The sequence below is a fragment of the Streptomyces vulcanius genome (assembly GCF_042653945.1).
In the GTDB taxonomy this organism is placed as follows: domain Bacteria; phylum Actinomycetota; class Actinomycetes; order Streptomycetales; family Streptomycetaceae; genus Streptomyces; species Streptomyces mangrovi.
The window spans coordinates 121,366-143,168 of record NZ_JBHSFK010000028.1 but is presented as its reverse complement, the minus strand read 5'-3'; the positions used below and the strand labels follow the sequence as shown (position 1 = coordinate 143,168).

General features: G+C 69.9%; 17 protein-coding genes and 4 pseudogenes. 8 read left to right on the top strand and 13 right to left on the bottom strand.

Annotation, left to right across the window (positions count from 1 at the left end):
• Positions 1–295 precede the first annotated feature (295 nt).
• Positions 296–589 carry a hypothetical protein gene (locus ACFPIH_RS35700; RefSeq protein ID WP_381181536.1) on the top strand — a complete coding sequence of 98 codons (294 nt, stop codon included), beginning with the start codon at positions 296–298 and terminating at the stop codon, positions 587–589.
• A 193-nt stretch (positions 590–782) separates the two neighbouring features.
• Here the strand turns inward: ACFPIH_RS35700 and ACFPIH_RS35695 are convergent, their stop codons facing one another.
• Together ACFPIH_RS35695 and ACFPIH_RS35690 are read right to left on the bottom strand one after the other, a co-directional pair.
• Positions 783–1,754 carry a YbfB/YjiJ family MFS transporter gene (locus ACFPIH_RS35695; protein ID WP_381181538.1) on the bottom strand — a complete coding sequence of 324 codons (972 nt, stop codon included), beginning with the start codon at positions 1,752–1,754 and terminating at the stop codon, positions 783–785.
• Positions 1,699–1,899, bottom strand: a pseudogene (locus tag ACFPIH_RS35690) (YbfB/YjiJ family MFS transporter); the annotation flags it as partial. The gene ACFPIH_RS35695 and the pseudogene ACFPIH_RS35690, both read right to left, overlap by 56 nt.
• Before the next feature lie 495 nt (positions 1,900–2,394).
• Between ACFPIH_RS35690 and ACFPIH_RS35685 the strand changes: the two are divergent.
• A complete protein-coding gene (locus ACFPIH_RS35685) occupies positions 2,395–3,012 on the top strand; it encodes a TetR/AcrR family transcriptional regulator (RefSeq protein ID WP_381181540.1) in 618 nt (205 codons plus the stop codon).
• A gap of 435 nt (positions 3,013–3,447) precedes the next feature.
• On the opposite strand, the pseudogene ACFPIH_RS35680 reads toward ACFPIH_RS35685, so the two are convergent.
• Positions 3,448–3,813: pseudogene (locus ACFPIH_RS35680) on the bottom strand (molybdopterin-dependent oxidoreductase); the annotation flags it as partial.
• Positions 3,814–4,159: 346 nt separating this feature from the next.
• On the opposite strand from ACFPIH_RS35680, the pseudogene ACFPIH_RS35675 reads away from it, so the two are divergent.
• Positions 4,160–4,720 (top strand): annotated as a pseudogene (locus ACFPIH_RS35675) (CGNR zinc finger domain-containing protein).
• A 328-nt stretch (positions 4,721–5,048) separates the two neighbouring features.
• Here ACFPIH_RS35675 and ACFPIH_RS35670 read toward each other — a convergent pair.
• The 3 genes from ACFPIH_RS35670 to wrbA form a co-directional block, all read right to left on the bottom strand.
• Entirely contained in the window at positions 5,049–5,378 is a 330-nt protein-coding gene (locus ACFPIH_RS35670) for a YybH family protein (protein WP_381181779.1), read from the bottom strand.
• A gap of 77 nt (positions 5,379–5,455) precedes the next feature.
• The gene (locus ACFPIH_RS35665) at positions 5,456–5,749 is read right to left on the bottom strand and encodes a muconolactone Delta-isomerase family protein (protein WP_381181542.1); all 294 of its coding nucleotides are present in this window, start codon (positions 5,747–5,749) and stop codon (positions 5,456–5,458) included.
• A 185-nt stretch (positions 5,750–5,934) separates the two neighbouring features.
• A complete protein-coding gene (gene wrbA, locus ACFPIH_RS35660) occupies positions 5,935–6,549 on the bottom strand; it encodes an NAD(P)H:quinone oxidoreductase (protein WP_381181544.1) in 615 nt (204 codons plus the stop codon).
• Positions 6,550–7,149: 600 nt separating this feature from the next.
• Here wrbA and ACFPIH_RS35655 point away from each other — a divergent pair.
• Positions 7,150–7,905 (top strand): hypothetical protein, encoded by a 756-nt coding sequence (locus ACFPIH_RS35655; protein ID WP_381181545.1) that lies wholly within the window; start codon positions 7,150–7,152, stop codon positions 7,903–7,905.
• Between the two features lie 520 nt (positions 7,906–8,425).
• Here the strand turns inward: ACFPIH_RS35655 and ACFPIH_RS35650 are convergent.
• The 3 genes from ACFPIH_RS35650 to ACFPIH_RS35640 are packed head-to-tail and all read right to left on the bottom strand — an operon-like array spanning position 8,426 to position 11,267.
• Positions 8,426–8,809 carry a RidA family protein gene (locus tag ACFPIH_RS35650; protein WP_381181547.1) on the bottom strand — a complete coding sequence of 128 codons (384 nt, stop codon included), beginning with the start codon at positions 8,807–8,809 and terminating at the stop codon, positions 8,426–8,428.
• Between the two features lie 30 nt (positions 8,810–8,839).
• Positions 8,840–10,330 carry a carboxylesterase/lipase family protein gene (locus tag ACFPIH_RS35645; protein WP_381181549.1) on the bottom strand — a complete coding sequence of 497 codons (1,491 nt, stop codon included), beginning with the start codon at positions 10,328–10,330 and terminating at the stop codon, positions 8,840–8,842.
• Between the two features lie 22 nt (positions 10,331–10,352).
• The gene (locus ACFPIH_RS35640) at positions 10,353–11,267 is read right to left on the bottom strand and encodes an MBL fold metallo-hydrolase (protein WP_381181551.1); all 915 of its coding nucleotides are present in this window, start codon (positions 11,265–11,267) and stop codon (positions 10,353–10,355) included.
• Between the two features lie 179 nt (positions 11,268–11,446).
• Between ACFPIH_RS35640 and ACFPIH_RS35635 the strand changes: the two genes are divergently transcribed.
• The gene (locus ACFPIH_RS35635) at positions 11,447–14,236 is read left to right on the top strand and encodes a helix-turn-helix transcriptional regulator (RefSeq protein WP_381181553.1); all 2,790 of its coding nucleotides are present in this window, start codon (positions 11,447–11,449) and stop codon (positions 14,234–14,236) included.
• A gap of 251 nt (positions 14,237–14,487) precedes the next feature.
• Positions 14,488–16,239 (top strand): FUSC family protein, encoded by a 1,752-nt coding sequence (locus tag ACFPIH_RS35630; protein ID WP_381181555.1) that lies wholly within the window; start codon positions 14,488–14,490, stop codon positions 16,237–16,239.
• 412 nt (positions 16,240–16,651) lie between these two features.
• On the opposite strand, the gene ACFPIH_RS35625 is transcribed toward ACFPIH_RS35630, so the two are convergent.
• Positions 16,652–17,359, bottom strand: a complete 708-nt coding sequence (locus ACFPIH_RS35625; RefSeq protein ID WP_381181557.1) for an AAA family ATPase — start codon at positions 17,357–17,359, stop codon at positions 16,652–16,654.
• A 362-nt stretch (positions 17,360–17,721) separates the two neighbouring features.
• Here ACFPIH_RS35625 and ACFPIH_RS35620 point away from each other — a divergent pair, with 362 nt between their 5' ends.
• A complete protein-coding gene (locus tag ACFPIH_RS35620; protein ID WP_381181559.1) occupies positions 17,722–18,378 on the top strand; it encodes a hypothetical protein in 657 nt (218 codons plus the stop codon).
• Positions 18,379–18,642: 264 nt separating this feature from the next.
• Here the strand turns inward: ACFPIH_RS35620 and ACFPIH_RS35615 are convergent, their stop codons facing one another.
• Entirely contained in the window at positions 18,643–19,356 is a 714-nt protein-coding gene (locus ACFPIH_RS35615) for a DUF4982 domain-containing protein (protein WP_381181561.1), read from the bottom strand.
• 232 nt (positions 19,357–19,588) lie between these two features.
• Here ACFPIH_RS35615 and mug point away from each other — a divergent pair.
• Positions 19,589–20,056, top strand: a pseudogene (gene mug, locus ACFPIH_RS35610) (G/U mismatch-specific DNA glycosylase); the annotation flags it as partial.
• Positions 20,057–20,119: 63 nt separating this feature from the next.
• Here mug and ACFPIH_RS35605 read toward each other — a convergent pair.
• Together ACFPIH_RS35605 and ACFPIH_RS35600 are read right to left on the bottom strand one after the other, a co-directional pair.
• The gene (locus ACFPIH_RS35605) at positions 20,120–20,830 is read right to left on the bottom strand and encodes an ABC transporter permease (protein ID WP_381181563.1); all 711 of its coding nucleotides are present in this window, start codon (positions 20,828–20,830) and stop codon (positions 20,120–20,122) included.
• Positions 20,827–21,753: an ABC transporter ATP-binding protein gene (locus tag ACFPIH_RS35600; RefSeq protein ID WP_381181565.1), complete on the bottom strand. Its 927-nt coding sequence runs from the start codon at positions 21,751–21,753 to the stop codon at positions 20,827–20,829. The genes ACFPIH_RS35605 and ACFPIH_RS35600 overlap by 4 nt, the downstream gene beginning before the upstream one ends.
• Positions 21,754–21,803: the final 50 nt, after the last annotated feature.

The window sequence follows — 21,803 nt, the reverse complement described above, 5'->3', positions numbered from 1 at the left end:
GTTGGGGTGGGGCACGGAAGGGTCTCTTGGCCGGTTATTGCGATGTAGATCACGGCTTGAGGTCGAGCGTGAATCAGCGGACCAAATGCCCATTAAGGCCAGGAACACGACTTCATATGTCGGCTCGGAGGCGCAGAGGGCCAGATGGGACTCATGAGAGGAACGTCGACCATGGCTGCAGCAGAGCCGGGGGCTGTCCTCACCGGCCGCGGGCCCGTCCTCTGTACCGAGGACCGTGTTCACCGCGGTCATCAGCCGGGCTTCGGCCTTGCTCGCCGTGAGGTTCGGGCCGCGTGTGCCTGTCGTCACGGGCTGCCTGTGGCCACTGGTGGCGCCGATGGTCCCGGTCGCCGGGGGCTCGCTCGCGCTGCCCGGGGTGACCGCTCCGCTCCTGGACCGGGTTCCGGCCGAGCGGGCGGGCACCGCCGGTGGCGCACTGAACGACTCCCGGCGACTCGGCAGTGCCCTGGCCGTCGCCGCCTTGGCCACGGACACCCGCAGCTTCCACGACGGCCTGCGGACCAGCCTCCTGACGGCGGCCTTCCTCGTCCTGCCGGCGGCCCGCCGTACGGAACTGGCGCCCCGTTGAGCTACTCGGTTGCGCGTTGACCGAGAAACAGGAATCGTCACTTGAAGTGATGATCCGTGTGAGTGTCGGTGTGAACCCCGGACGCCGTCGAAGCGCACGCCGGATGGTGCGGCATCAGCCGGGATCGGCCGGGCCGTGCCGGTACCGCGGCCCGTGCGACCGCACGTGGCGCAGGCCATCGAATCCGGAGCCCTCACGCCGCCGACCGGCCCGCCCAGGCATGGTCCAGCACTTGGGTGAACCTTTCCTGCGACTGCACGCCGCTCGCCCCGTAACGCCGGTTCAGCACGAAGAAGGGCACGCCGGTGGTGCCCAGGTCGGCCGCCAGCCTCTCATCGGCCCGCACCTCCGCGGCGAACGCGTCCGGGGCGGCGAGCACCGCTCGAGCCTCCGCCTCATCAGCCCCGCTTCGACAGCGAGACCGACCTGAGTCTCCCGGTCGTAGACGATCGCGAACAGTCGGCACGAGCCGTTCAGCCGCCGGATCACAAGATCGTCGGCAGAACCCGAGTTCGCGATAGAGGGCGTCGCCGGTTCGCTGGCCCAGGAAGTCGCCGGATTCGGCATCCACGTGACCTCGCCGGCACTCGGCTCGTTCCGCACGGACTGGGCGGGCCGCTCCATGTTCCAGGTCCCGCGCTCCGTAGCCGACTACGACGACCGTGTTCGGCCCGATCCACGCCACCCGGCAGGCGAAGGACAGCAACCAGACGGGCAGCGCGATGCCCACGGCCTGGACGCCGAGCGCGGGGAGCAGGAGGTCCGGCCGGGACCAGCGGCTCCCCAGGCCGGCCCGGAAGGCGGCGGAGGGGATGGCCGCCGGCCCCACCAGCACCCGCGCGCCGCTGCCGATCCAGCCGGGCGACGTCTGGTTGATGGCCGCCACGAGGAAGGTGCCGGCGATGACGTAGCCGGCTCCCTCCAGCGTGCAGGACGCGAACAGGGCACCGAACCAGCAGTGGGTCCGCGGCCCGGTCGCCCCGGCCCGAGGTGCCGGTGCCGGGGTCGCCGACCGGGGAGGCGGCTCGGGACGCAGGCCCCAGGCGCCGCGTGGTGAGCACCGCGGCCCGCGCCGCCGGCGCCCACCACGCGGCCTGCCAGTTGCCGACCGTCCGCATGACGAGGACGAGCACGCCGGACAGCGTGATGCCCGCCCCGACTCCACCGAAGGCCCAGCCGGGCAGGTAGGCCGGGGGCTCGCGCGGATGGCTGAGCAGTGAACTCGCGGCGATCACGAAGATCATCGCGCTGAAGGCGCCCGCGCTGAGGCGCAGGAGCAGCCATCCGGTGGTGCTGTACGTGGAGGGCATTCCGGCCAGCGTGGCGACCAGTGCCGACAGAGAACCGCGCAGTACCGCCGGGAGCGCACCAGACGGGGACGAAGGTGCCGGCCAGGGCTCCGACCAGACAGCCCACGTAGTTCGCGGTCGCCAGGTTCGCTCCGGTTCCGGCCGACATCCCGGCCTGGGCGTGCATCAGCGGAAGGATGCGGGTGTGGACGAAGCGGCCGACACCCGTTCCCGTAGCCGGCGCGGGCCGCGCCCTTCAGGACGTGGACCCACGGTGACCGGGGCACGCCTCGTGTGGCGAAGGATGTGTCCGGCAGGGGTACGGTGGCCGGTTCGCTGTCGCCGCCGGGAACCGTGGAGCCGATGTTTCGCCTACTTGCCATGGAGCCAGGTCGCGCACGGCGGCCCGGCGGAATCCACGCCCCGGTTTCGCTGCCGCGAACCCCGGCCTCCCATCGGACACGGCCGCTGCCGAAAGGCCCGCGCAAAATAGTCGATCGGTCGTATACTTTGTGCATGGGACGGACCAGTGATGCCAAGAACAAGATCCTTACCGCTGCTCACTCACTGATCGAGCAGCGGGGTTACTCGGCTCTGGGTGTCGCCGAGATCTGCAAGACGGCCAACGTGCCCAAGGGCAGTTTCTACCACTTCTTCGAGTCGAAGGAGACCCTTGCGCTCGCCGTGCTCGACCAGCACTGGGCCGACGAGCGGCGCGAGTGGGAGTGCGTGCTGAACGGCGGCGCCGAGCCCTTGCAGCGGCTGCGGCGGCTCTTCGAGTCCATGGAGACGGAACAGCGGGCCGGCCAGGACGGCTGCGGATCGGTCCTCGGGTGCATGTTCGGGAATCTGTCCCTGGAGATGAGCAATCAGGTCGACACCGTGCGTCGGCGTCTGCAGGAGATCTTCGAGACCCAGGTGGAACTGGTCAGCGTGGTCGTCGCCGAGGCCCAGCAGCGGGGCGAGGTGACCGTGGCCGACGCCCGCGCTGTCGCCCGGACCATGGTCGCGCTGACCCAGGGACAGGTACTCTTCGCCAAACTGCACAACGACCCCGCTCGGCTCGGCACGCTCTGGCCGAACTGCCGCGCCCTGCTGGGCGTGCAGGATCAGCAGGTTCCGGCTCACGCCTGACTCGGCCACCGCAGCGGCCGGACACGGCGGTGAGCGCGCGGCGGTGACTTCGTCAGCCCCGTCAGTGAGGTGCCCGGGCTGTGTCATGCCGTCCCGGCGCTCCCGACGATCAGCGAGGTTCTGCCGCGCCCGCTCAGTCCCGGCCGGCCGCACACCCCGCGGTTCAGTCTGCCGCGGCGGCTGTGTGGACATGTGGTCAGCCTGCGCAGGTCCGCACGGAAGTCAGCGGAGAGCACCCCGGCAGGAGCGGGACCGGCAGGAAGTTGCCCGACCCCTGTGGACGGTGGCCACGAGGCGGCGGCGACCGACCAGTTCGGCCGGCGGTCCGAAGTAGAGGCAGGCCGCGGCGCCGCCAGACACAGCAGCCCGAGCCGGCCGGTCGCCCGGTGGACCAGCCCTTCCGCCGGGCTGAACCAGCGGACCCGACCGGATGGCTCAGCCCGGTCCATCGCTCCGGTCGGCACCACCGAGCCAGCCGTCGACCGCATAACCGCGCTCCTCCCGGAAACCGGGGATGACCTTGTCGGTCACCGTGGTACCGGACAGCCACTTGTCCGACTCGTAGAAGCGCATGGGCACCACGAAGAAGGGCACCGGTCCCCCGTGCTCGTGGGTGATGGGCTTGTCCTGCATGGTGAGTGCCACCAGGACGTCCGAGCGGCGCGCCTGTCCGGGAGTGAGGCTCTCGGTGCAGGCGCCGTCGAAACAGGTGAACCGGAGGGCCGCGCCCTCGGAACGTCCGGCACCGACGTCGAGGAGGTCCGCCAGCCGCATGCCTTCGGAGGGCGTGTCGTCCACCCGCCGACGCATGGCGCCGGTGACGGTCTCGCACGGCAGCCGAGGACGGTGGCCCCTGGTCACTGGGACGTCGCCGCCGGCGACGGGCTGTCGCGGCACGCGGGGCCCGGACGTCCGCGCCGGGAGTGTGCCGTCCGGCACCGGCCCGGCCGGCCGGGCCCCCCGATCCGAACCGTTCAATCAGTCGCCTGTCCAAGAGGTGCCGATGGCGGCATGGCTTCGCGAAGGGTGTCGACGTGCCGACCGTACGCACCGACGACGGAACGAGGGCGGTCCGGCCATGCCGGGCCACGTATGAACTGAACTGCGGCACATGCCGCCGCCGAGAATCACCCGCCGAAACGGTGACGTGAGTTGCGGGCATGCTGTCGTCTGCGGCAATCCGGCCCTCGACTTCGCCGCAGCTCTGCGTGCCCGGCGCACGGTGAGCTTCGAGATGCTCGCCACACCGGACCGGCTGGACGCCTGGTTCATCGAGTCCGGGCTCGTCGACACGATCGCGCCCGCCGACGAGGCCGACGTCGAACAGGCCAGGCGGGGGCGGGAGGCGATCTGCACACTGGTGACCGCACGCCGTCGCGGGCAGGAGTACGACGAGGAAGCGCTGAGCCGGCTGAACGGGGCCGCAGGCAGGCCTCCGGTGACGCCGCAGCTCACCCGGACCGGGCGCCGGACCAGGGCGACCGCGGAACAGACGCTGTTCCACCGTCGCCCGGCACGCCGTCGAGGTGCTCAGCGGCCCGGACGCACCCGTGATGAAGGAGTGCGGCACCCAGGGTGCACCCGCATCTACATCGACCGCTCCCGGGGGACGCACCGTCAGCGGTGCGGCATGGAGTCCTGCGGCAACAAGTTCAAGGCCACCTGCCGCGCCCGCAAGAGGAGCACGCTCCGGGCCGCCGCCGGCTGAACGGCGGCAGCACCGAGGGGCAGCGCGAACCACGCCGGTGGACCGGGCACGCAGCCGGGCAGCAACACACCTTGTACGTCAGCGAGTTGGTGAGATCAGGCAGGACCCCTCCGGGTCGCCACACAGGCGATGCCACATGCGCATGCCGACTCAAGGAAGTACACCGGAGTGCGGATACGTATCGCAAACGGCCGGCCCTGACAGTCCGCCACAACAGAACAAATGAGACGAGCGAGAGATCGCGACCGCGCATTCGGAAAATCGGACCCGGTGTGCGCACGAGAAACACACCGGGTCAGCCGTTCACATGTCTCCCGTAGCGATCGCGTCAGTCGCGCCGGGACACTTGGTAGTGAGCGATGTACCACTCACCGTCCACTCGCCGGAGAACCACCGTGAGGGTGACCGGAATGGCGGGCCGGTCGGAGAAGGAGAAGTCGACGCTCAGATATCCGAGCAGGGTCTCCTCGGCGAGTGACCGGACCTCGAGCACCTCGTAGTCCGCCACCAGCCCGAGCGGCTGGGAGTCGTAGTACTGCTCGACCCCGGGACGCCCGACGCTGTAGGGGCGCAGTCCCTGGAAGATCGCGTCCTCGGTGAAACACGCGGCCACCTGCTGCGGTTCGTGCGCATCGACCGCGGCCTTCCACCGACCCATGACCTCGTACAGGACGGTCCGGTGCGCTTCCGTGCTCTCGGTCAACTGTTCCTCCCCTTTGGTATCAACGCCGCGACTCAGCTCGCGCGGCCCGGGTCGTTGGGGTGCGACTGCAGGGGGGTGACCACCGCGGTCATCCAGGGCCACAGGGGCAGGCTCCCAAGAACCTTCTCACGCAGTTCCGTCTCGTCGTCCGCACACCACACCCCGATGCTCCGCAGCTCTCCGACCGGACGCCACAGTCGGAACAGGTGCCCCTGCGCGGCGAGTTCCCCGGCCCGTACCGCTTCGGCGGCCCGGATCCGGTCGACCTCGGCCTGATCGGTGCCCTCGGGTACGGTGGTGGTGATCTCGACCAGGAATTCCTTCATGACCTCTGCTCCCTCTCGGACCGGTCCTGGGGGCGAACGCCTCGCCCGGCCCCAGGAAACCGTCGCCGTGTCCCGGGGCCGGTTCCGGCCCCGGGACCTACATGATCGGCTCGTCATCGCCGGACGGCGAGCCGCCGCGGGTGCCGGGCGCCCCGCGCGGACGCCGGCCGGCACAGGCCCGTCCGTCAGGCGGCGGCGGCCTTCAGGATCCCCGCGATCCGGACGACTCGCTCGGCCTGGATGCGCGCGGCTGCACGCGTGACGTCGCCCACCGGGTTGCTGCCCTGTGCATCGACGTGGGAGGTGCCGTAGGGGTTGCCGTCCACGAACTTCTGCGGGTCGGTGAAGCCGGGGGTGACCGTGATGCCACCGAAGTGGTGGATGGAGGTGTACAGGGAGAGCAGGGTCGCCTCCTGGCCGGCGTGCGCCGTCGCGGAGGACACGAAACCGCTGTAGACCTTGTCCACAAGCTTGCCCTCGGCCCACACGCCGCCCAGGGTGTCGATGAACTGCTTCAGCTGCGCGGAGACGTTGCCGAACCGGGTCGGCGTGCCGAACAGCACCGCGTCGGCCCACTCGACGTCCGCGACGGTGGCCTCGGGGATGTCGGCGATGACCGCCTGGTGGGCGGCCCAGGCCGGGTTGGACTCGATCGCCGCCTGCGGGGCGAGCTCGGCGACCTTCAGCAGGCGTACCTCGGCACCAGCCTTGACGGCCGCGTCGTGCAGCTCCTTGGCGATCTCCGTGATCGTGCCGGTGGACGAGTAGTGAATGATCGCGAGCTGGACAGGAGTGGTCACGGTGGGTTCCGTTCGCTGGGAGAGCTTTGAGCAGTCTATTTAGGCGACCGGTCGTCTAGTACAGGCGGCCGGTCGTTAAAACTAGACGACCGGTCGCCTCATGTCAAAGCCAGGCACCCGGTCTCCGCCCCAACTGTGCCAAGTCACACGCCCTTCCTGATGTGTGCCTGGGTGCGAGGGCGATACGTGGGTGGAGACTCGGACTCAGGACGACCGGACATTCTGTGGTCATCCAGCCGGAAAGACGACCCCTCCGTCGACCCACAGCGCAACAGCCGCTTGGGCCCTTTCTGTCGGGGCGGGACCCCGGCGCACGCCGCTCGTACGACGGCCCTTCGTGCGCCCACCTTTCCGAGGAGTGAGGACAACCGTGAGTCGACTCACGCCCGCGATCCCCTCGAGACCGCGATCCTCTAGCGCGACATCCACGACCTGGCCCAGCTCGATCCGAACCTCGCGGCCAAGCCCGTCTGTCAGTTTCTGCGCATCCGCGGCCTACTCGTCTAGGATCCGGAGCTTCACCGGGACGTCGATCAGGCATGGATCGAGACCACCCTTGCCGCCCTGCCGGAGCCCATCGCGACCGAGGTCCGCACGTGGGTGGCCGTCCTGCACGGCCAAGGCCGCCGCCAAGGTGAAGCCCGCGGCTACGACGGCATCCGTCGCTACCTCGTCGCCCTCCAGCCGACCCTCGCCGCGTGGACGGCGGCCAACCTGACCACACTGCGGGAGATCTCCCAGGACCAAGTTGAAAAGGCCGTCGATGGCCTGTCCGGACACGCCCGCAGACAGCTCGCCATCTGCCTGCGCAGCCTGTTCAGAGCCCTGAGACAGGAACGAGTGATCTTCCGCGACCCTACCCGGCACCTGCCCGTCGGTGACTTGAAGGGAGTGCCACAGTCCGTTCCCAGAGACATGCTCGCCGGCCTGCTCGACCAGGTCACCACTCCACTCGGGCGCCTCGCCATCGCCCTGGTCGCCGTCCATGCAGTGCCGGGCAACGACATCCGTACGGTCCTGACCACCGACCTGAGCCTCGCCCGCGGCACTCTCGAAATCCGCCGCGGGCTACTGCGCCACACCGTCTATCTGGAGGAGTTCACCCACCAGCTCGCCTCCGAGTGGCTGACCTACCGCCACCGCCGATGGCCCGCTTCCACCAACCCCCACCTGCTGGTCAGTCAGAAAAGCGCACTCGACCCCGACCAGCCGGCCGTCAGCATCGGCCTGCTCCAAGGCGTCCTCCCCAAAGGGCTGACACTGGAAGGCCTACGCCAGGACCGGATCCTCAACGAGGCGTTCGAGACCGCCGATCCCCTCAAGCTCATGCCACACTTCCAGAAGGGCATCCGCTAGGTCGGCCAGGCTCCGGTACAGCGCGGCGCGTACCGCATCGGCGTGGTGTCGGCCCCAGTGGCACGGGGTCCGTTCGGCGATCTCCTCCGCGAGGGTGTGCGCGGCGAGTTCGTCCAGAAGGTCTCCGTTCACGAGGCGTCCCTCCGCCAGGGTTGCGGCAGCGCCCCACGTGAGATCGTCCCGGGTAAGGGCAGTGCCGCGGGCCAGCTCCCACAGGTCGGATGATCCGAGGTCGTCGACCGTGCGGCGGATGCAGAGGGCGGCCCTATCGGCCTGGGGCGGGACTTGGACGTTCAAGAGGCCCGCGTGCACGTCCGTGGCCGCGCTCACATCGCCTGGCTGAGCGCGCCCAGCGGCGAGGACCCCACTGCTTGGAGCACCTGCCGGTAAACGCGACGTACGGGATGAGGCCCCCAGGAGGACGCCGGTCGTCCGGCGAGTGCGCACAGGGCGTCCAGCAGTTGCGCCGGCGGAACCCTCAGGCTGGTGCACGCCCTCGTCAGACGACCGGCCACCCTGATCAGTCGTCCAGCACTGCCAGGGCATCGACCTCCACGAGCAGCCCCGGCGGAAGCTGCATGTAGACGGTGGTGCGGGCGGGGAAGGGTTCACCGACGGCCGCCGCGTACGCCCCGTTCATCTCGGCCAGGTGGGCGGGATCGGTGAGGTACACACGGAGCATCACGACGTCCTCCAGGCCCGCACCGCCCGCCTTGAGTACGGCGGTGACATTGCGCAGGGTCTGCTCGGTCTGCTCGGCGACCGTGGTCCCGACGACGTCGCCCGTGTCCGGATCGAGCGGGAGCTGCCCGGAGACCTGCAGGACGGGGCCCTTGCGGATGCCTTGGGACAGCGGGGCTGCGAGGGCGGGTGCGTTCTCGGTGGTGATGACGGTTCTGGTCATGGTGTGTCCTTGGGAATGGTGGCCGGAGGGTCAGCGCCAGGCCTGTCGTTCCTGGCTGCGGGGATCGTCGACCTGGGTCCACTCGGCGTCGATGCGCATCGTGGCCCGGCGCTCGTCGTCGTACGGGTCCCAGCCGGGGTTGCCGGTCCTGGCGAACCGGACCCATGTCTCGTGCATACGGGCGGCGAGATCCGCGGGGGGCTTGTCAGGGCCGAGCAGGGAGGCGGATCCGTGCAGCTGCGGAAGGTGGGCGACATCGAAGACGAAGGGCAGCTCGACCGCGTGGGTGGCGCCGAGCTCTCCGTCCAAGGCGTGGGAGCGCCAGGCGAACTCGTAGGCGTAGGTGGCGGATTCGAGGTGGGCGGCATGCGCGCCGGTCAAGGCCCAGCTACCCGCGCCGAACAGCGCGTCGCCCATGAGGGCGGAGCGCAGCTCACCGAAGGACGCCTCGGGGCGTGCCTTCCGGTACGTCTCGACGAGTCGCGCCGGTTTCGGGTGTGCGCGCGCCGCCGCATCGTCGACGTCACCGGTGGTCGAGGTGGCGTACTTGCCCACCGGGACTAGATAGAGGTGTCCCTCTTCGGTGTTGGTCCCGATGAGCAGGTGGATGGCGCTGCTGAGGCCGGCGGCGACGGATTCGGCGGGCTGCGTGTCGAGGACCAGGCTGAAGGGGCTGAGTCCGATCAGCGGGTCGTGGTGCGTCTCGGTCTGCAGGTCGATGCCCGCGAGCCGGGAGCCAGCCTCGACCAAGCGGTCGTCGGAGATGTCTGCGAAGGCGTCGACCTGGGGCTCGATGCCCAGGGCCTCGGCTGCTGCCCTGGTGACGCGGGCGGCCTGCTCGGTGGTGAACGCCCCCAGGCCGCTGCCGCTCTGGACGATCGCCCGGCGGAAGAGGCCAGCGGCTTCCGGGGCGGCGAGGACGCCGCCGACGATGGTGGCCCCGGCCGACTGGCCGAAGAGGGTGACGTTGTGCGGGTCACCGCCGAAGGCGGCGATGTTCTCCCGCACCCAGCGCAGCGCGGCGACGACGTCTAGCAGGCCGCGGTTGGCTGGCGCGCCGGGGATGTCGAGGAACCCTGCGATGCCGAGCCGGTAGTTGAGGGTGACGAGGACGACGCCGTCGCGGGCGAAGGCGGAGCCGTCGTACAGCGCGGACCGCGTCGATCCGGCGACGAATCCGCCGCCGTGGACGAACACCATGACGGGCAGGTCGCCGTTCGCGGCGGCGGGCGTCCAGACGTTGGCGGTGAGGTAGTCCTCGCCGCGACTCCAGCCGGTGCCGAAGTAGGGGGACATGTCCACGCTGCCGAGCCGGCGTTCCGACTGCGGCGCGTTGGGCCCCGGCACGGTGGCGTCCCGTACGCCGTCCCACGGCTCGTGCGGCTGCGGCGGCTCGAACCGGCCGGCGCCGCGGGGCGGGGCGGCGTAGGGGATGTTCAGGAAAGCGGCGGTGTCGCCCTGGCGCAGGCCGCGGACGGCTCCCTGCGCCGTGGTCACGATGGGCTCGGTGTGGTGGCTCATGTCTCGTGCCTTTCCGCAGGACTCAGGCCTGCTCGGTGTACGGGGCGAAGGGGGCCCAGCCCTTGATGGCGAACTTGTCTCCCTCTCGTGCCACTTCGGCGGCGCCGTGGCCGCCCAGGTGCGCGGGGATCACGAGTGCGTTGTTGTCGGCCGCCCAGCCCAGCACCTTGCGGCGGGTGGCGCGGGCGCCCGCGGGGTCCTCGCAGAAGCAGCTGTTGGAGTCGGGCTCGATGATCTGTACGGGGCTGTGCAGCATGTCGCCGACGAACACCGCGCGGTCCGTCCCCGAGGTGAGAGTCAGTACGGAGGAGCCGGGGGTGTGTCCGGGAGCCGCGTCCAGGCGGAGGCCGGTGTCGATCTGGTGGCTGTTCTCCCACAGCAGCGTCTGGCCGGCCTGGTGCACCGGGGCCACGCTGTCCTCGAAGACGTTCTGGTTGCCACGGCCGAGCAGCGGCTTGTGGCCGTTCTCGGGATTCCAGAAGTCGAAGTCGTCCTTCGGCATCAGGTAGGTGGCGTTGGGGAAGGTGGGTACCCACTGCCGGCCGTCCAGGTACGTGTTCCAGCCGACGTGATCGATGTGGAGATGTGTGTTGATCACGATGTCCACGTCCTCGGGCGCGACGCCGACGCGCGCGAGATTGGCCAGGAAGCCTGTTTCGAGGCGGTTCCAGACCGGCGCGTACGGGCGGTCCTTGTGGTTGCCCACGCCGGTGTCGACGAGGATGGTCTTGCCTCCGCTGCGCAGCAGCCAGGTCTGGATCGCGGAATTCACGATATTGGTCTCGGAATCCAGGAAATGCGGGGTCAGCCAGGGCGCGCCGTCGTCCCACACTTCCTTCGGACTTTCCGGGAAGAAGGTGTCGGGCGTCATTTCGACGGAGCCGAAGTACTCCCATACCCGGGTGATGGAGACGTCGCCCAGCGTGATTTGTTCCATGAGAAATCCTTGGGAATGTGGAGGTTTTCCTGGAACCGTACGAGCGGCCTCGGCGCGCGCGGTATCCGTAACGTGACTGCACCTGCGCGCATGGCCCGGGCACTGGGCCCGGCCGCTTGTAGCCTGGATGGGCCAGGGCAAGGCGACCCCGATCGAAAGCCGCAATTCCGGGAGACTCCGTGGACGAGCACACTGGCGACCGCGGTGCGGTCATGGGACCGGAGCTGGATCCGGGGGAGCTGATCGTCGGCCGGGACGCGGAATTGGCACGCCTCTTTCGTGCGGTGGACTCGGTGTCGGCCGATCCGGTGCTGATGCTGGTCGGTGACGTGGGCACGGGGAAGAGCGCGCTGCTGGAGCACGCGGTGCGCCGGGCTGAAGCCGGCGGTGCTCGCATACTGCGTGCCGAGGGGAGCGAGTCGGAGTCGAGCCTGGCCTTCTCCGCACTGCATCAGTTGCTGCGGCCGGTGCCGGCCGAGGTGGACGGACTGCCAGGGAGGCAGCGCGCTGCGATGCAGGACGCCTTCGGCGAGGGGTCGGCCACGTCGGGACCCGATCTCATGCTGGTCGGGGTAGCCGTCCTGAGCCTGTTGTCAGGCCTGGGCGACCACCATCCCGTGCTCGTGGTGCTGGACGATGTGCAGTGGTTCGATCGTGCTTCCCTGGATGCGCTGTCCTTCGCTGCCAGACGGTTGGAAGGTGAACCGGTCACGATGCTGATCGGGGCCCGTGACGGCGATCACCTTCCGGGACTCGACCGTCATGTGCCGATGCTCACCCTGGGACCGCTCGACAACGCTGCGGCCAATCAGCTGCTGGACCTGCAGCCGAAGAGCCCCACTGGCCACACCAGGTCGCGGATCCTCGACCAAGCAGGCGGCAACCCGCTGGCGCTGGTGGAACTGACGAGGACAGCATCGGCACACGACACGGCTGCGGGGCTGCCGTCCGCAGGTCCGCTTCCGCTCACCGATCACCTGGAGCGGATCTTCGCCGCCCGCCTGCACAGCCTCCCCGCCTCCACCACGCGGGCCCTGCTGCTCCTGGCCGCCATGGACAGCGCCGACTCCGCGATCGCCGCCTCGGCGGGACTGGCGCGCGCCGAGGACGCGGCCTGGCTGCCGGCCGGGCAGGCCGGGCTGGTCCGGCGGACCGGCCGGGACGTCCGGTTCCGCCACCCACTGGTCCGGTCCGCCGTGTATCACGCCGCGTCCTTGGCTGCCCAGCGCGAGGCACACCTCGCGCTCGCCGAACTGCTGCGGGACGAACCGGACCGGCGTGCCTGGCACCTGGCCGCCGCCAGCCCGCACCCGGACGCGGCCGTGTCGGCGGAGCTGGAGCGGACCGCCGGCCGGGCCCGCCGACGCGGCGGCCATGCAGCGGCGGCCCAGGCCCTGCAGCGCGCCGCGGAACTCGCACCGCGGCGCGAGGACAGCGCCCAGCTGCTGGTCGAAGCCGCCGCGGCGGCCGTGTTCACTGGAGACATCGCCTGGGTCGAGGAACTGGTCGCCGCGGCACACGCGCGCACGGATGACGCAACCCTGCTGGCCTCCGCCGCTGTGCAAGCCGGACGGCTGGCGGTTTTGACCGGACGCCACACTATGGTCTTCTCCCGACTGGCCGACGCTGCCGAGGAGTTGACGGTCTCCCAGCCCGCCGCCGCGCTGGACCTCGTGGCCGGCGCCGCCGTGGTCCGCTTCTACTCCGGAGAGGACACCCAGCGCCACCGCATCCAGGACATCCTGCGGCGCCTTCCCGAGAACGCCTCACACGCAGGCTTGCGCACCTGGGTGAGAGCCGTCTCGGACCCCTTCGACGACCGGGCCCAACTCGTCTCTCTGCTGCCGCAGTTGGCCGCCGAGGCGGAAGCCCGGCCGGAGCGGCTCACCACCGTCGGGATCATGGCGTGGCTCCTGGACGAGACCCCACAGGCCGTCCGCGCCTTCGACGAGGCCTTCGACCGCTGGGAGCTGCAGGGAGCGCTGCCCGAGGGTCTGGGCGGCGCAGTCGCCTGGGCCTACGTGGAGCGAGGAAGGTGGGAACAGGCCCGTGAGGCCTGCACCCGCACCACCGCGGTCGGCCGGGCGGCCGGCCTCGACCACGCCGTGGCCTGTGCGGCTACCGTGGACGCCACCGTGCTGGCCTTCCAGGGCGATGCGTCCTCGGCCCGAACCCGGGCCGAGGACGCGCTCGCTCTCATCGATCCGCTGGAAAGCCGCTCAGTCTCCGTCTATGCCCGTCGTGCGCTCGGTGCCGCGGCAGCCGCGGAAGGCGCCTACAAGACCGCGTACGACCAACTCCGCATGGTCTTCACGGCCGACGGCGCGCCCGTGCACTACCACGCCGCCTACCCGGCCCTCGCGGATCTGGCCGCCGCCGCTGTGCGCTGCGGCCGCCATGAGGAGGCTGTCGCGATCGTCGAGCGCTCGGCATCTGCGCTGGCGGACAACGCTTCACCTCGTCTGCGTGCGCTGATCAGCCGAGCCCGTGGCCTGCTGGCGGACCCCGAGGACGCCGAACCGCACTTCCGGGCGGCTCTGGCGGATCCGGTACTGGAGTACTGGCCCTTCGAACGCGCACAGACCCTACTCGACCTCGCCGAGTGGCTGCGGCGCCGTCGGCGCATCGCAGAGGCGCGGGGGCCGCTCACCGAGGCCCTGGAGATCTTCCGTCGCCTGGGCGCGCACCCGTGGATCGAGCGAGCCCGGGCCGAATCGCGCGCCGCCGGCCTCGACGTCACGGATGCGGCCCCCGACGCGCTCGCCGAACTCTCCCCGCAACAGCAGCAGATCATCCGGCTTGCCGCCCGCGGGCTGACCAACCGTGAGATCGGCGAGAAGCTCTTCCTCTCCCCGCGCACGGTCAGCTCGCACCTCTACCGCAGCTTCCCCAAGCTGGGCATCACCGCCCGTTCCCAGCTGCGCGACCTCATCGAGGGCACCCTCGCGACGGCGGCCCACCAGGAATAGGGGCACGCCCGGCCATGGAAGCAGTCACCTGACGTATACCGCACGCCATCCCGCCGGACCAGACTGGCCACAAGGGCGTGGCAGCAGTAACCCGCCAGGTGGCCCCTTCGCCCTGGTATCCCGATGCCCCCGCTTGTCCCCAAGGCCTTGCGAAAACGCAGGCCCGAGGCCAGTGGGCCGGGCTGAACTCGGCCTCGCTCGTCGTGGCGGGACGGGGACGGCCAACCACGACGAAGGAACGGAAATCCACGGTGGCTGCGAAGACAGCGTCGCTATGGGACCGGTTTGCCGCAGCCGACCCGGGGCTCCTGCGTCTGGCCGCCGGGCTGCGTGCCGTCCTCGGCCTCACTCTCACCCTGGCCGCGCTGACGGTACGGAATCAGTCCTCTGTCGTGCTTCTGGCTGGCGGCTTCACGGCGGTGGTCACTTCGTTGGCGATCAGCGACCTGCACCCCCGCAACCAGTTCCGCACTCTGCTCGCCGGGGCGCCCGTGGCCCTTGCCGCCTTGTCAGCCGGGGGCCTGCTGGCGCCTTTCCCCTTCGCGTCCCACCTGGCCTTCCTGCTGCTGATCTTCACCGCGGTCTATGCGCGCCGCTTCGGACGACGGGGCCTGGACCTCGGGATCTTCGCCTTCATGGCCTACTTCCTGTCCCAGTTCGCCAGGATCCAGCCCCACCAACTCCCGCAACTGACTGGGGCGTTGGCCATCGCCTTCGCGGCAGCCGCAATCACTCGCTTCTGTCTGATGCCCACGACGTCCTGCGGCATCCTGAGGCGCCTGAGGGCGGCATTCAACAGACGGCTTCGTGATGCGCAGCAGGCCACGTCAGATCTACTCGAAGACGGCGGAGCCGGCGTCCGCAGAGTCGAACGACGTCTCGACCGGCTGCACACCTCCGCGCTGCTGCTTCAGGAATTCCTGTACGAGGCTCCCGTCGGGCTGCTCCGCGACACGACGGCGGAGCTGGAGCGGACGGCACGTGCGGACACGGCCGCGCAGAGCCTCGGCATGCTCGCGATCCGCGCGTCGAAGGATTCGACGGCGTACTCCGTAAACACCATGAGGGAGGCGGAGACGATGGACCCGACGGATCGAACAGAGCGCGACCGTGTGGCACTGCGTCCAGGGGCAGCACAGCCTTCACGCCCGTGGCGGCACACGACGCGGCAGGCGTTCCAGGTGACCGCCGCAGCCGCGCTCGCCGTACTCGGCGGACATCTTCTCTCCCCGCACCTGTGGTACTGGGCCGTGGCCACGGCATGGGTCGTCTTCATCAATGCCGAGCACACCGGGGACATCCTGCTGCAGAGCGGCCGGCGGCTGATCGGCACCGTCGTCGGGGTGCCGTTCGGATACGGCCTGGCCGTCCTGGCCGCCGGGCACACCACCTTGGCCCTGGCCTTTCTCCTCGCTTGCATCTTCGGGATGTTCTACACCCCCTCCGGCAGCTACTGGGCGGTGACCTTCTTCATCACCGGCTCGCTCAGCATGGTGCTCGCACTGCTGCATACGCTCTCCCCGGAGCTGCTCGCCCTACGCATCCAGGAGACCGTTCTGGGGGCCGGGTGCGGGATTCTGGCAGCCGCGCTGGTCGTTCCCACGAGTGTCCACACGGTCGCCGAAATGCGTCTGACGGAGTTGCTTGTCATTCTCGACCACCTCGCGCACTGCGCGCCGAAGGCCGGTGCCCCGAAGCCCGCACCCGATGCACCTGATCTCGATCAGGCGCTGGAAGCCTTCCGCAAGGCCTGCCGCCCTCTGGTGCACCCGCTCAATCCCCGACGCGCCGACCGCGCCCGGGTCCGCCGCGTACTCGAACGCGTGGAAGCCACCTCCTTCCACGCGCGAAGCCTCGTCACCGAGACCGGACGTGCACGAGACGCAGCAGCGTGGCCCGCGCCTCAGCACTCGTCAACAACTCGGCAGGACCGAACGAACCAAGCCATCTTGCCCCCGCGGCCCTGTACTCCCTGCCCATGCACCGCCCGACCTGACAGCTGATAGCAGCCACAACCCGTGCGCGTAGCCCTACCTGTCCGGGCATTCGCGTACGGGTTCCCCCGCGCCGCCGCTCAGGATTTTGCGAACCTGTGCGCTTCCAACCGCTCCAAGTCCGACCAGGACCCGGCCACCTGGCAGCCCCCGGCGGCCGGCTACCGCTGCACCCGGCCTGGACGTAGATCCTGCTCCCTCGGCCGACGACCCGTCGGCGGCCGGGGGCAGAGCCATCGGGCAGGGTGAGTAGGCCGGCGTCCGTTGGCTCGACGGATGTTTCGGTGAGTTCTGCGTGGGCGAGTCGGTCGCGCTCCTCGCCGTAGCCGCCGTAGAAGGCCACCCGGTCGCCGTGGACGGCCACTGCGTGGGCGCCCCTTATGCGGTTCGACCAGACCCTCACGGGCTGGTCGGGGCGGATCTAGCCGGTGTTAATGTCGTTCCGGGCCGCGGCCACCGCCTCGTTGTCACCGATGTGGTGTTCCGCGCGGCGCAGGATGCCGACCAGGGTGGTGGCGCTGTCATCCTCCTTGTCGAAGTCGTCCGCGCCCTGGGCGCGCATGGCCGGGTAGCCGGCGAGGATCTGCGACAGCCGCGATCCCCGGCCGGAGCGCAGTTCGGCCTCGGCATCCCGCAACGGGCGCAGGCAGGTGGCCTTCAGCAGTTCACGGGCGGCACCGTCCAGAGCGGGTCCCTGCCCGTCGCGTCCAGAGCGAGTGGTTACCGAGACCCTGTGGGGAGGCAGCGGCTCCATCAGCTCCGCTTTGACGGTGACATAGAGGGCGACGTTGCCGTCGTCGTCGGTGGTGAGCAGTTCCAGGAAGACCGCTTGTTCTTCTGTCGTCAGGTTCTTGAAGCCACAGGTGATCTTGAACGTGCCTGCTCGGCCGCCCGGTCCGACGTGGAAGTCGTCGCGCGTGATGCGGTAGAAGTCAGCCGCGGTCGTCAGCAGGCAGAGGCGGATCGCATCGATGATGGCTGTCTTGCCGCTGTCGTTCTCGCCGACGAGGACGTTCGTGGCGGGACCGAAGTCCAGGCACAGACTGGCGTCGTTGTCACCGTCCTTCTGCGGCGCCGCGCCGAAGATCCGGAAGTTCTCCGCGTACAGGCAGGCAAGGTACAACGACATCCCCCGAGCGGTGAGGCCCGGGCCCCGGATGGCCCAGGCGGCTGCCAACGCCTCAAGTGCCCTACTCGTGTGCGGTTCTGACGCATCATACGATTCATCACAACACTTGGGCCTCGTTAGGAGAATCCGCTCCCAAAGCTGGAAATAGACACCTCAGATCGTCGACTCCAGCAGCAGGGCGAGATCGTCATTGCGGCACGGCCTGCAAGGGAGACGGTGCGCCTGCCGAAAAACTCATCCGTCCTGGTGGGGGCTGGTGTACGGGTGGTGTCGAGCGCGGGCGCTTGGGCGGGTGCTCTGGGCACCTGGTGAGTGCCCCGGCAGGATGATCTGTCGTGCTGCTTCGACTTGCCTATCTGGGTGTGGCGAACGTGTTCGCCCTGCTGCGGCTGCTGCCGGTGAGCAACCAGGACAAGGACGCGGAGATCCTCGCGCTGCGTCATCAGATCACCGCGCTGGAACGCCAGGTCGGCCGGGATCGGGTGCGGTTCGCCCCGAGTGACCGGGTGTTCCTGGCCGCGCTGCTGCACCGGCTCCCGCGCGGTGTGCTGCGCCGGGCACGGCTGCTGGTGCGCCCCGACACTGCGCTGCACCGGTACCGTGACCTGGTCTCGCGCCGCCACGCGGCCCGTTCCCGGCCGGGGCGTGCGGGTCGGCCGCGTACCGTGCGCTCGATCCGCGTTCTTGCATCAGGAGTCGTATCAGGGGCCAGCCAGGAGGCGGCCGAGCTCGACTCTGCGCTCTTTGGGGAGTTCCGGCCAGCTCGCGACGAGCTGAAGATCCGCGAGTCGAACCTGCAGCCGCCGGCCATGCCGGTCATCGCTTCCCGCCCCGATGAGCAGGTAGGGAAACAGGCCAAAGACGACCTCAATGCATTGGCCGCGAAACTACGAAGACGCACCGGTGAGCCGGGGCGTACTCGTGTGTGCGCTCAGGTCAGCGCAGGCCGTCCGCGTCGTCGTGCTCTTCGCCGACTGGGAGTGAACGACGGTCGTCCCCCGGGTCCTCGCTGTAGATGACCGCGGAGACCGCGCTGTCGTAGGCATCGTCGAGGCCGTTGCCGCTTGTGCCGAGCATGTTCTCCCAGTCGATTCCCATGCCGGCTGCGTCGTCCCACCCGGCCGGTGATCTTCTACTCGGATCGCGGCTGTCAGGGCAGTACACCAGTCAGCAATTCGCCGCCTTGGCAACGGAGTTCGGCGTCCGTCTGTCCGTGGGCCGAACCGGACAGTGTGGGTTGTGAGGATCGCGCTCCTGCACATGAGGGATCTCTGTGCAGTTGGTCAGGCGAAGAGCGGGACGACCGGCACAGCGATGCTCACCGACTCGCACCCGTCGGCCGAGGCCGCGATGGAGACATGGCCGGTCTCGTGTCCCGCTCGCACCACGGCGAGAGCTCGCCCCTGGAACGTGCGGTGGCGGTTGGCAGCGAACTCCTCTGTGGCGATGGCCTCGCCGGTTCCGAAACCCAGGAGCGATCCGGCGCCCGTGACCGTCAGGGTGACCTCCCTGTCGGCGAGCGGGCGAATTGTCCCCCGCTCATCGGCGAGTTCGATAGGAACGTAGAGCAGGTCGGCACCGTCGGCGCGCAGCTCGTCCGTCTCCGGCCGCATCATCAGTCGCAGGCTGGTGGACGACGCACTCGTCAGGACGTCTCGCCCGATCTCCTTGCCTGCCTGGTCGAACGCGATGGCCACGAGTGAGCCGGGCTCATACGGCACCCTGAACTCGGCCAGGAACTGGGTCGATTCATCTGCGCGCTTTGAGCCGACGGTCCGGCCGTTGAGCACGAGTTCCACACGCGGCGCGTCGGCCCAGATCTCCACTGTCGCCCGGAGGCCCTCGCATCCTTCCCAGCTCCAGGAGGCAACGGAATTGGTGCGGCGCCAGCCGGTCTTCGCCTGTCGCTCGCCGGAGCGGTTGACGGGCTGGACGGCAAGATACGGGCGGGTCCGCTGACGCCAGATGATCTGGTTGACGATGGCTTGTGTCTGCACGATCCCGTTCAGCACACAGGGGCCGGAGGTCAGCAATGGCCTCCGGCCACGTCTCGCTCGCGTTTCCCGCCTCCCGGCCCGATCAGGCGGGAAACTGGGAAACCGATGGGAAAACGATCATGCAAATCTCTGCGCCGTACTACATGAAGACGCAGCGAACTACCCGAACACGCATGCTGCGTTGCAGGTCAGGGGATCGGCGCCGCTCTGACCTGCCGTATCCCAGCTCAGCGGATTCTTCTGCGGTATCAATCCCGGGCTGATGACGGCCGCGACCGGCCACCACTTCGCCCGCCCGGGCAACCGCTTCTGGCCCGTGCTCCACCTGTCCGGCTTCACTCCGCGGCTGATGAAGCCCGCGGAGCAGGGGGAACTGCCGTCCTACGGGCTCGGCATCACCAACGTGGTGGCCCGGGCCACCGCGCGGGCCGACGAGCTGAGCGTCGAGGAGTACCGCGAGGGCGGGCGGCTGCTGGCGGAGAAGGTGACCCGGCTCGCGCCCCGCTGGCTGGCGGTGGTCGGCGTGACCGCCTACCGGGCGGCCTTCGAGGAGCCGAAGGCGGCGGTGGGACCGCAGGAGCGGGTCATCGGGGACACGCGGGTGTGGGTGCTGCCGAATCCCAGCGGTCTGAACGCGCACTGGACTGCGGCGACGATGGCCGACGAGTTCGCCCTGCTGCGGGCCGCGGCAGCCGGGTAGGCGTGGCTGAGGCGATCGCCGGCGCCCTGTCAGGCGTCCCGGTGTCCGATCGCAGGAGGCCTGTCAGGCGTCCCGGTGTCGTAGTCGCCAGGCGCCCGCGGCCAGCGCCGTCGCTGTCCAGAGGGCGGTCGCGGCGAGCCCCGTCCAGGGGCCGAGAGTGCCGTCCCATGTGCTGTGCAGGGCCACTTGGCCGGCCCGGTCGGGCAGGAAGTCCGCCGCGTTCCCGGACATGTCACCGACCACGAAGGACACGCTCAGGAGGAAGGGGATGAGGATGCTCAGGGCTGCCACTCCGCTGCGCAGGAAGGCCGTGAGACCTGCGGCGAGGAGGGCCATCAGCGTCAGGTAGACGGCACATCCCGCGGCTCCGCGCAGTCCCTCGACCGTGCTCGGCTCTTGGAGCACCGCGCTGCCCACCGCCCATGTCACCAGCCCGGTGACCAGGCCGACGGCCAGCATCGGCAGCGCGATCGCCGTCAGCTTGGCGGCGAACCAGCGGCCCCGGTGCGGCACGGCCGCCAGCGACACGCGCAGGGCGCCGCCCTGGAACTCGGCGGCGACGGCCGTCACACCGAAGGCGACCGCAGCGATCTGCCCGAAACTCACGCCGAAGAAGACGGAGAACAGGGCGTCGTGGTCGACGGGGCCGTCGTCGGCGAAGGCGGCGAAGAGGACGGTCGCGAGCAGCACCGCGCACAGGGTGCCGAGCAGCGACCGCAGCGTGCGGATCTTGATCCATTCGCCGTGCAGCGCGGAAGTGAACTCCTTGGTCATGCCGTCGCCTCCTGGGACGGTGCCGCGAACTCGGTGTCGGCGGCCGTCAGGTCGAGGTAGGCCTCCTCCAGCGTGCCTGCCTCCGTGGTCAGTTCGAGCAGGGGGACACCGGCGGTGGAGAGAAGGGGGCCGATGTCGTCCACGCGCGTGTGGTGCACCGTCCAGTGGCCGTCGGGGTGTTCGACGGCGTGGTGGCCGTGCCGGGCGAGGGTGCCGACGAGGGCGGTGGGGTCGGTGGTACGGATGCGGACGCGGGGGCGTACGCGCGAGTCGACGAAGTCCCGCAGCGGGGTGTCGGCCAGCAGACGGCCCCGGCCGAGGACGACGAGGTGGTCGGCGAAGGACGCGGTCTCGTTCATGAGGTGGCTGGAGACGAGGACCGTGCGGCCCTCGGCGGCGAGCCGGCGCAGCAGGCCGCGGATCCAGACGATGCCTTCGGGGTCGAGGCCGTTGGACGGCTCGTCGAGGAGGATCACCTCGGGGTCGCCGAGCAGGGCGGCGGCGATGCCGAGCCGCTGGCGCATGCCGAGGGAGTACGTCTTCACCCGGTGGCGGGCGGCGCGCGCCAGGCCGGTCTCCTCCAGAACCTCGTCGGCCCGGCGGGCGGGGATGCGGTTGCTCGCCGCCAGGGCGAGGAGGTGGTCACGGCCGGTGCGCGAGCCGTGCGCGGCCTGTGCGTCGAGCAGGGCGCCTACGTGGCGCAGGGGGTCGCGGAGGGTGGGGTAGGGCCGGCCGCCGATCGTGGCGGTGCCGGAGGTGGGCCGGTCGAGGCCGAGTGCGAGGCGCAGGGTGGTGGACTTGCCGGCGCCGTTGGGGCCGAGGAAGCCGGTGACGCGGCCGGGGAGGACGCGGAAGGTGAGGTGGTCCACGGCGCGCCGGGGGCCGTACGCCTTGGTGAGGTCGTGGACGTCGATGCTGGTCATGGCCATGACTCTGGCCGAGGGCAGCGGCGTCGGGCCTCCCCCGGGCGGGG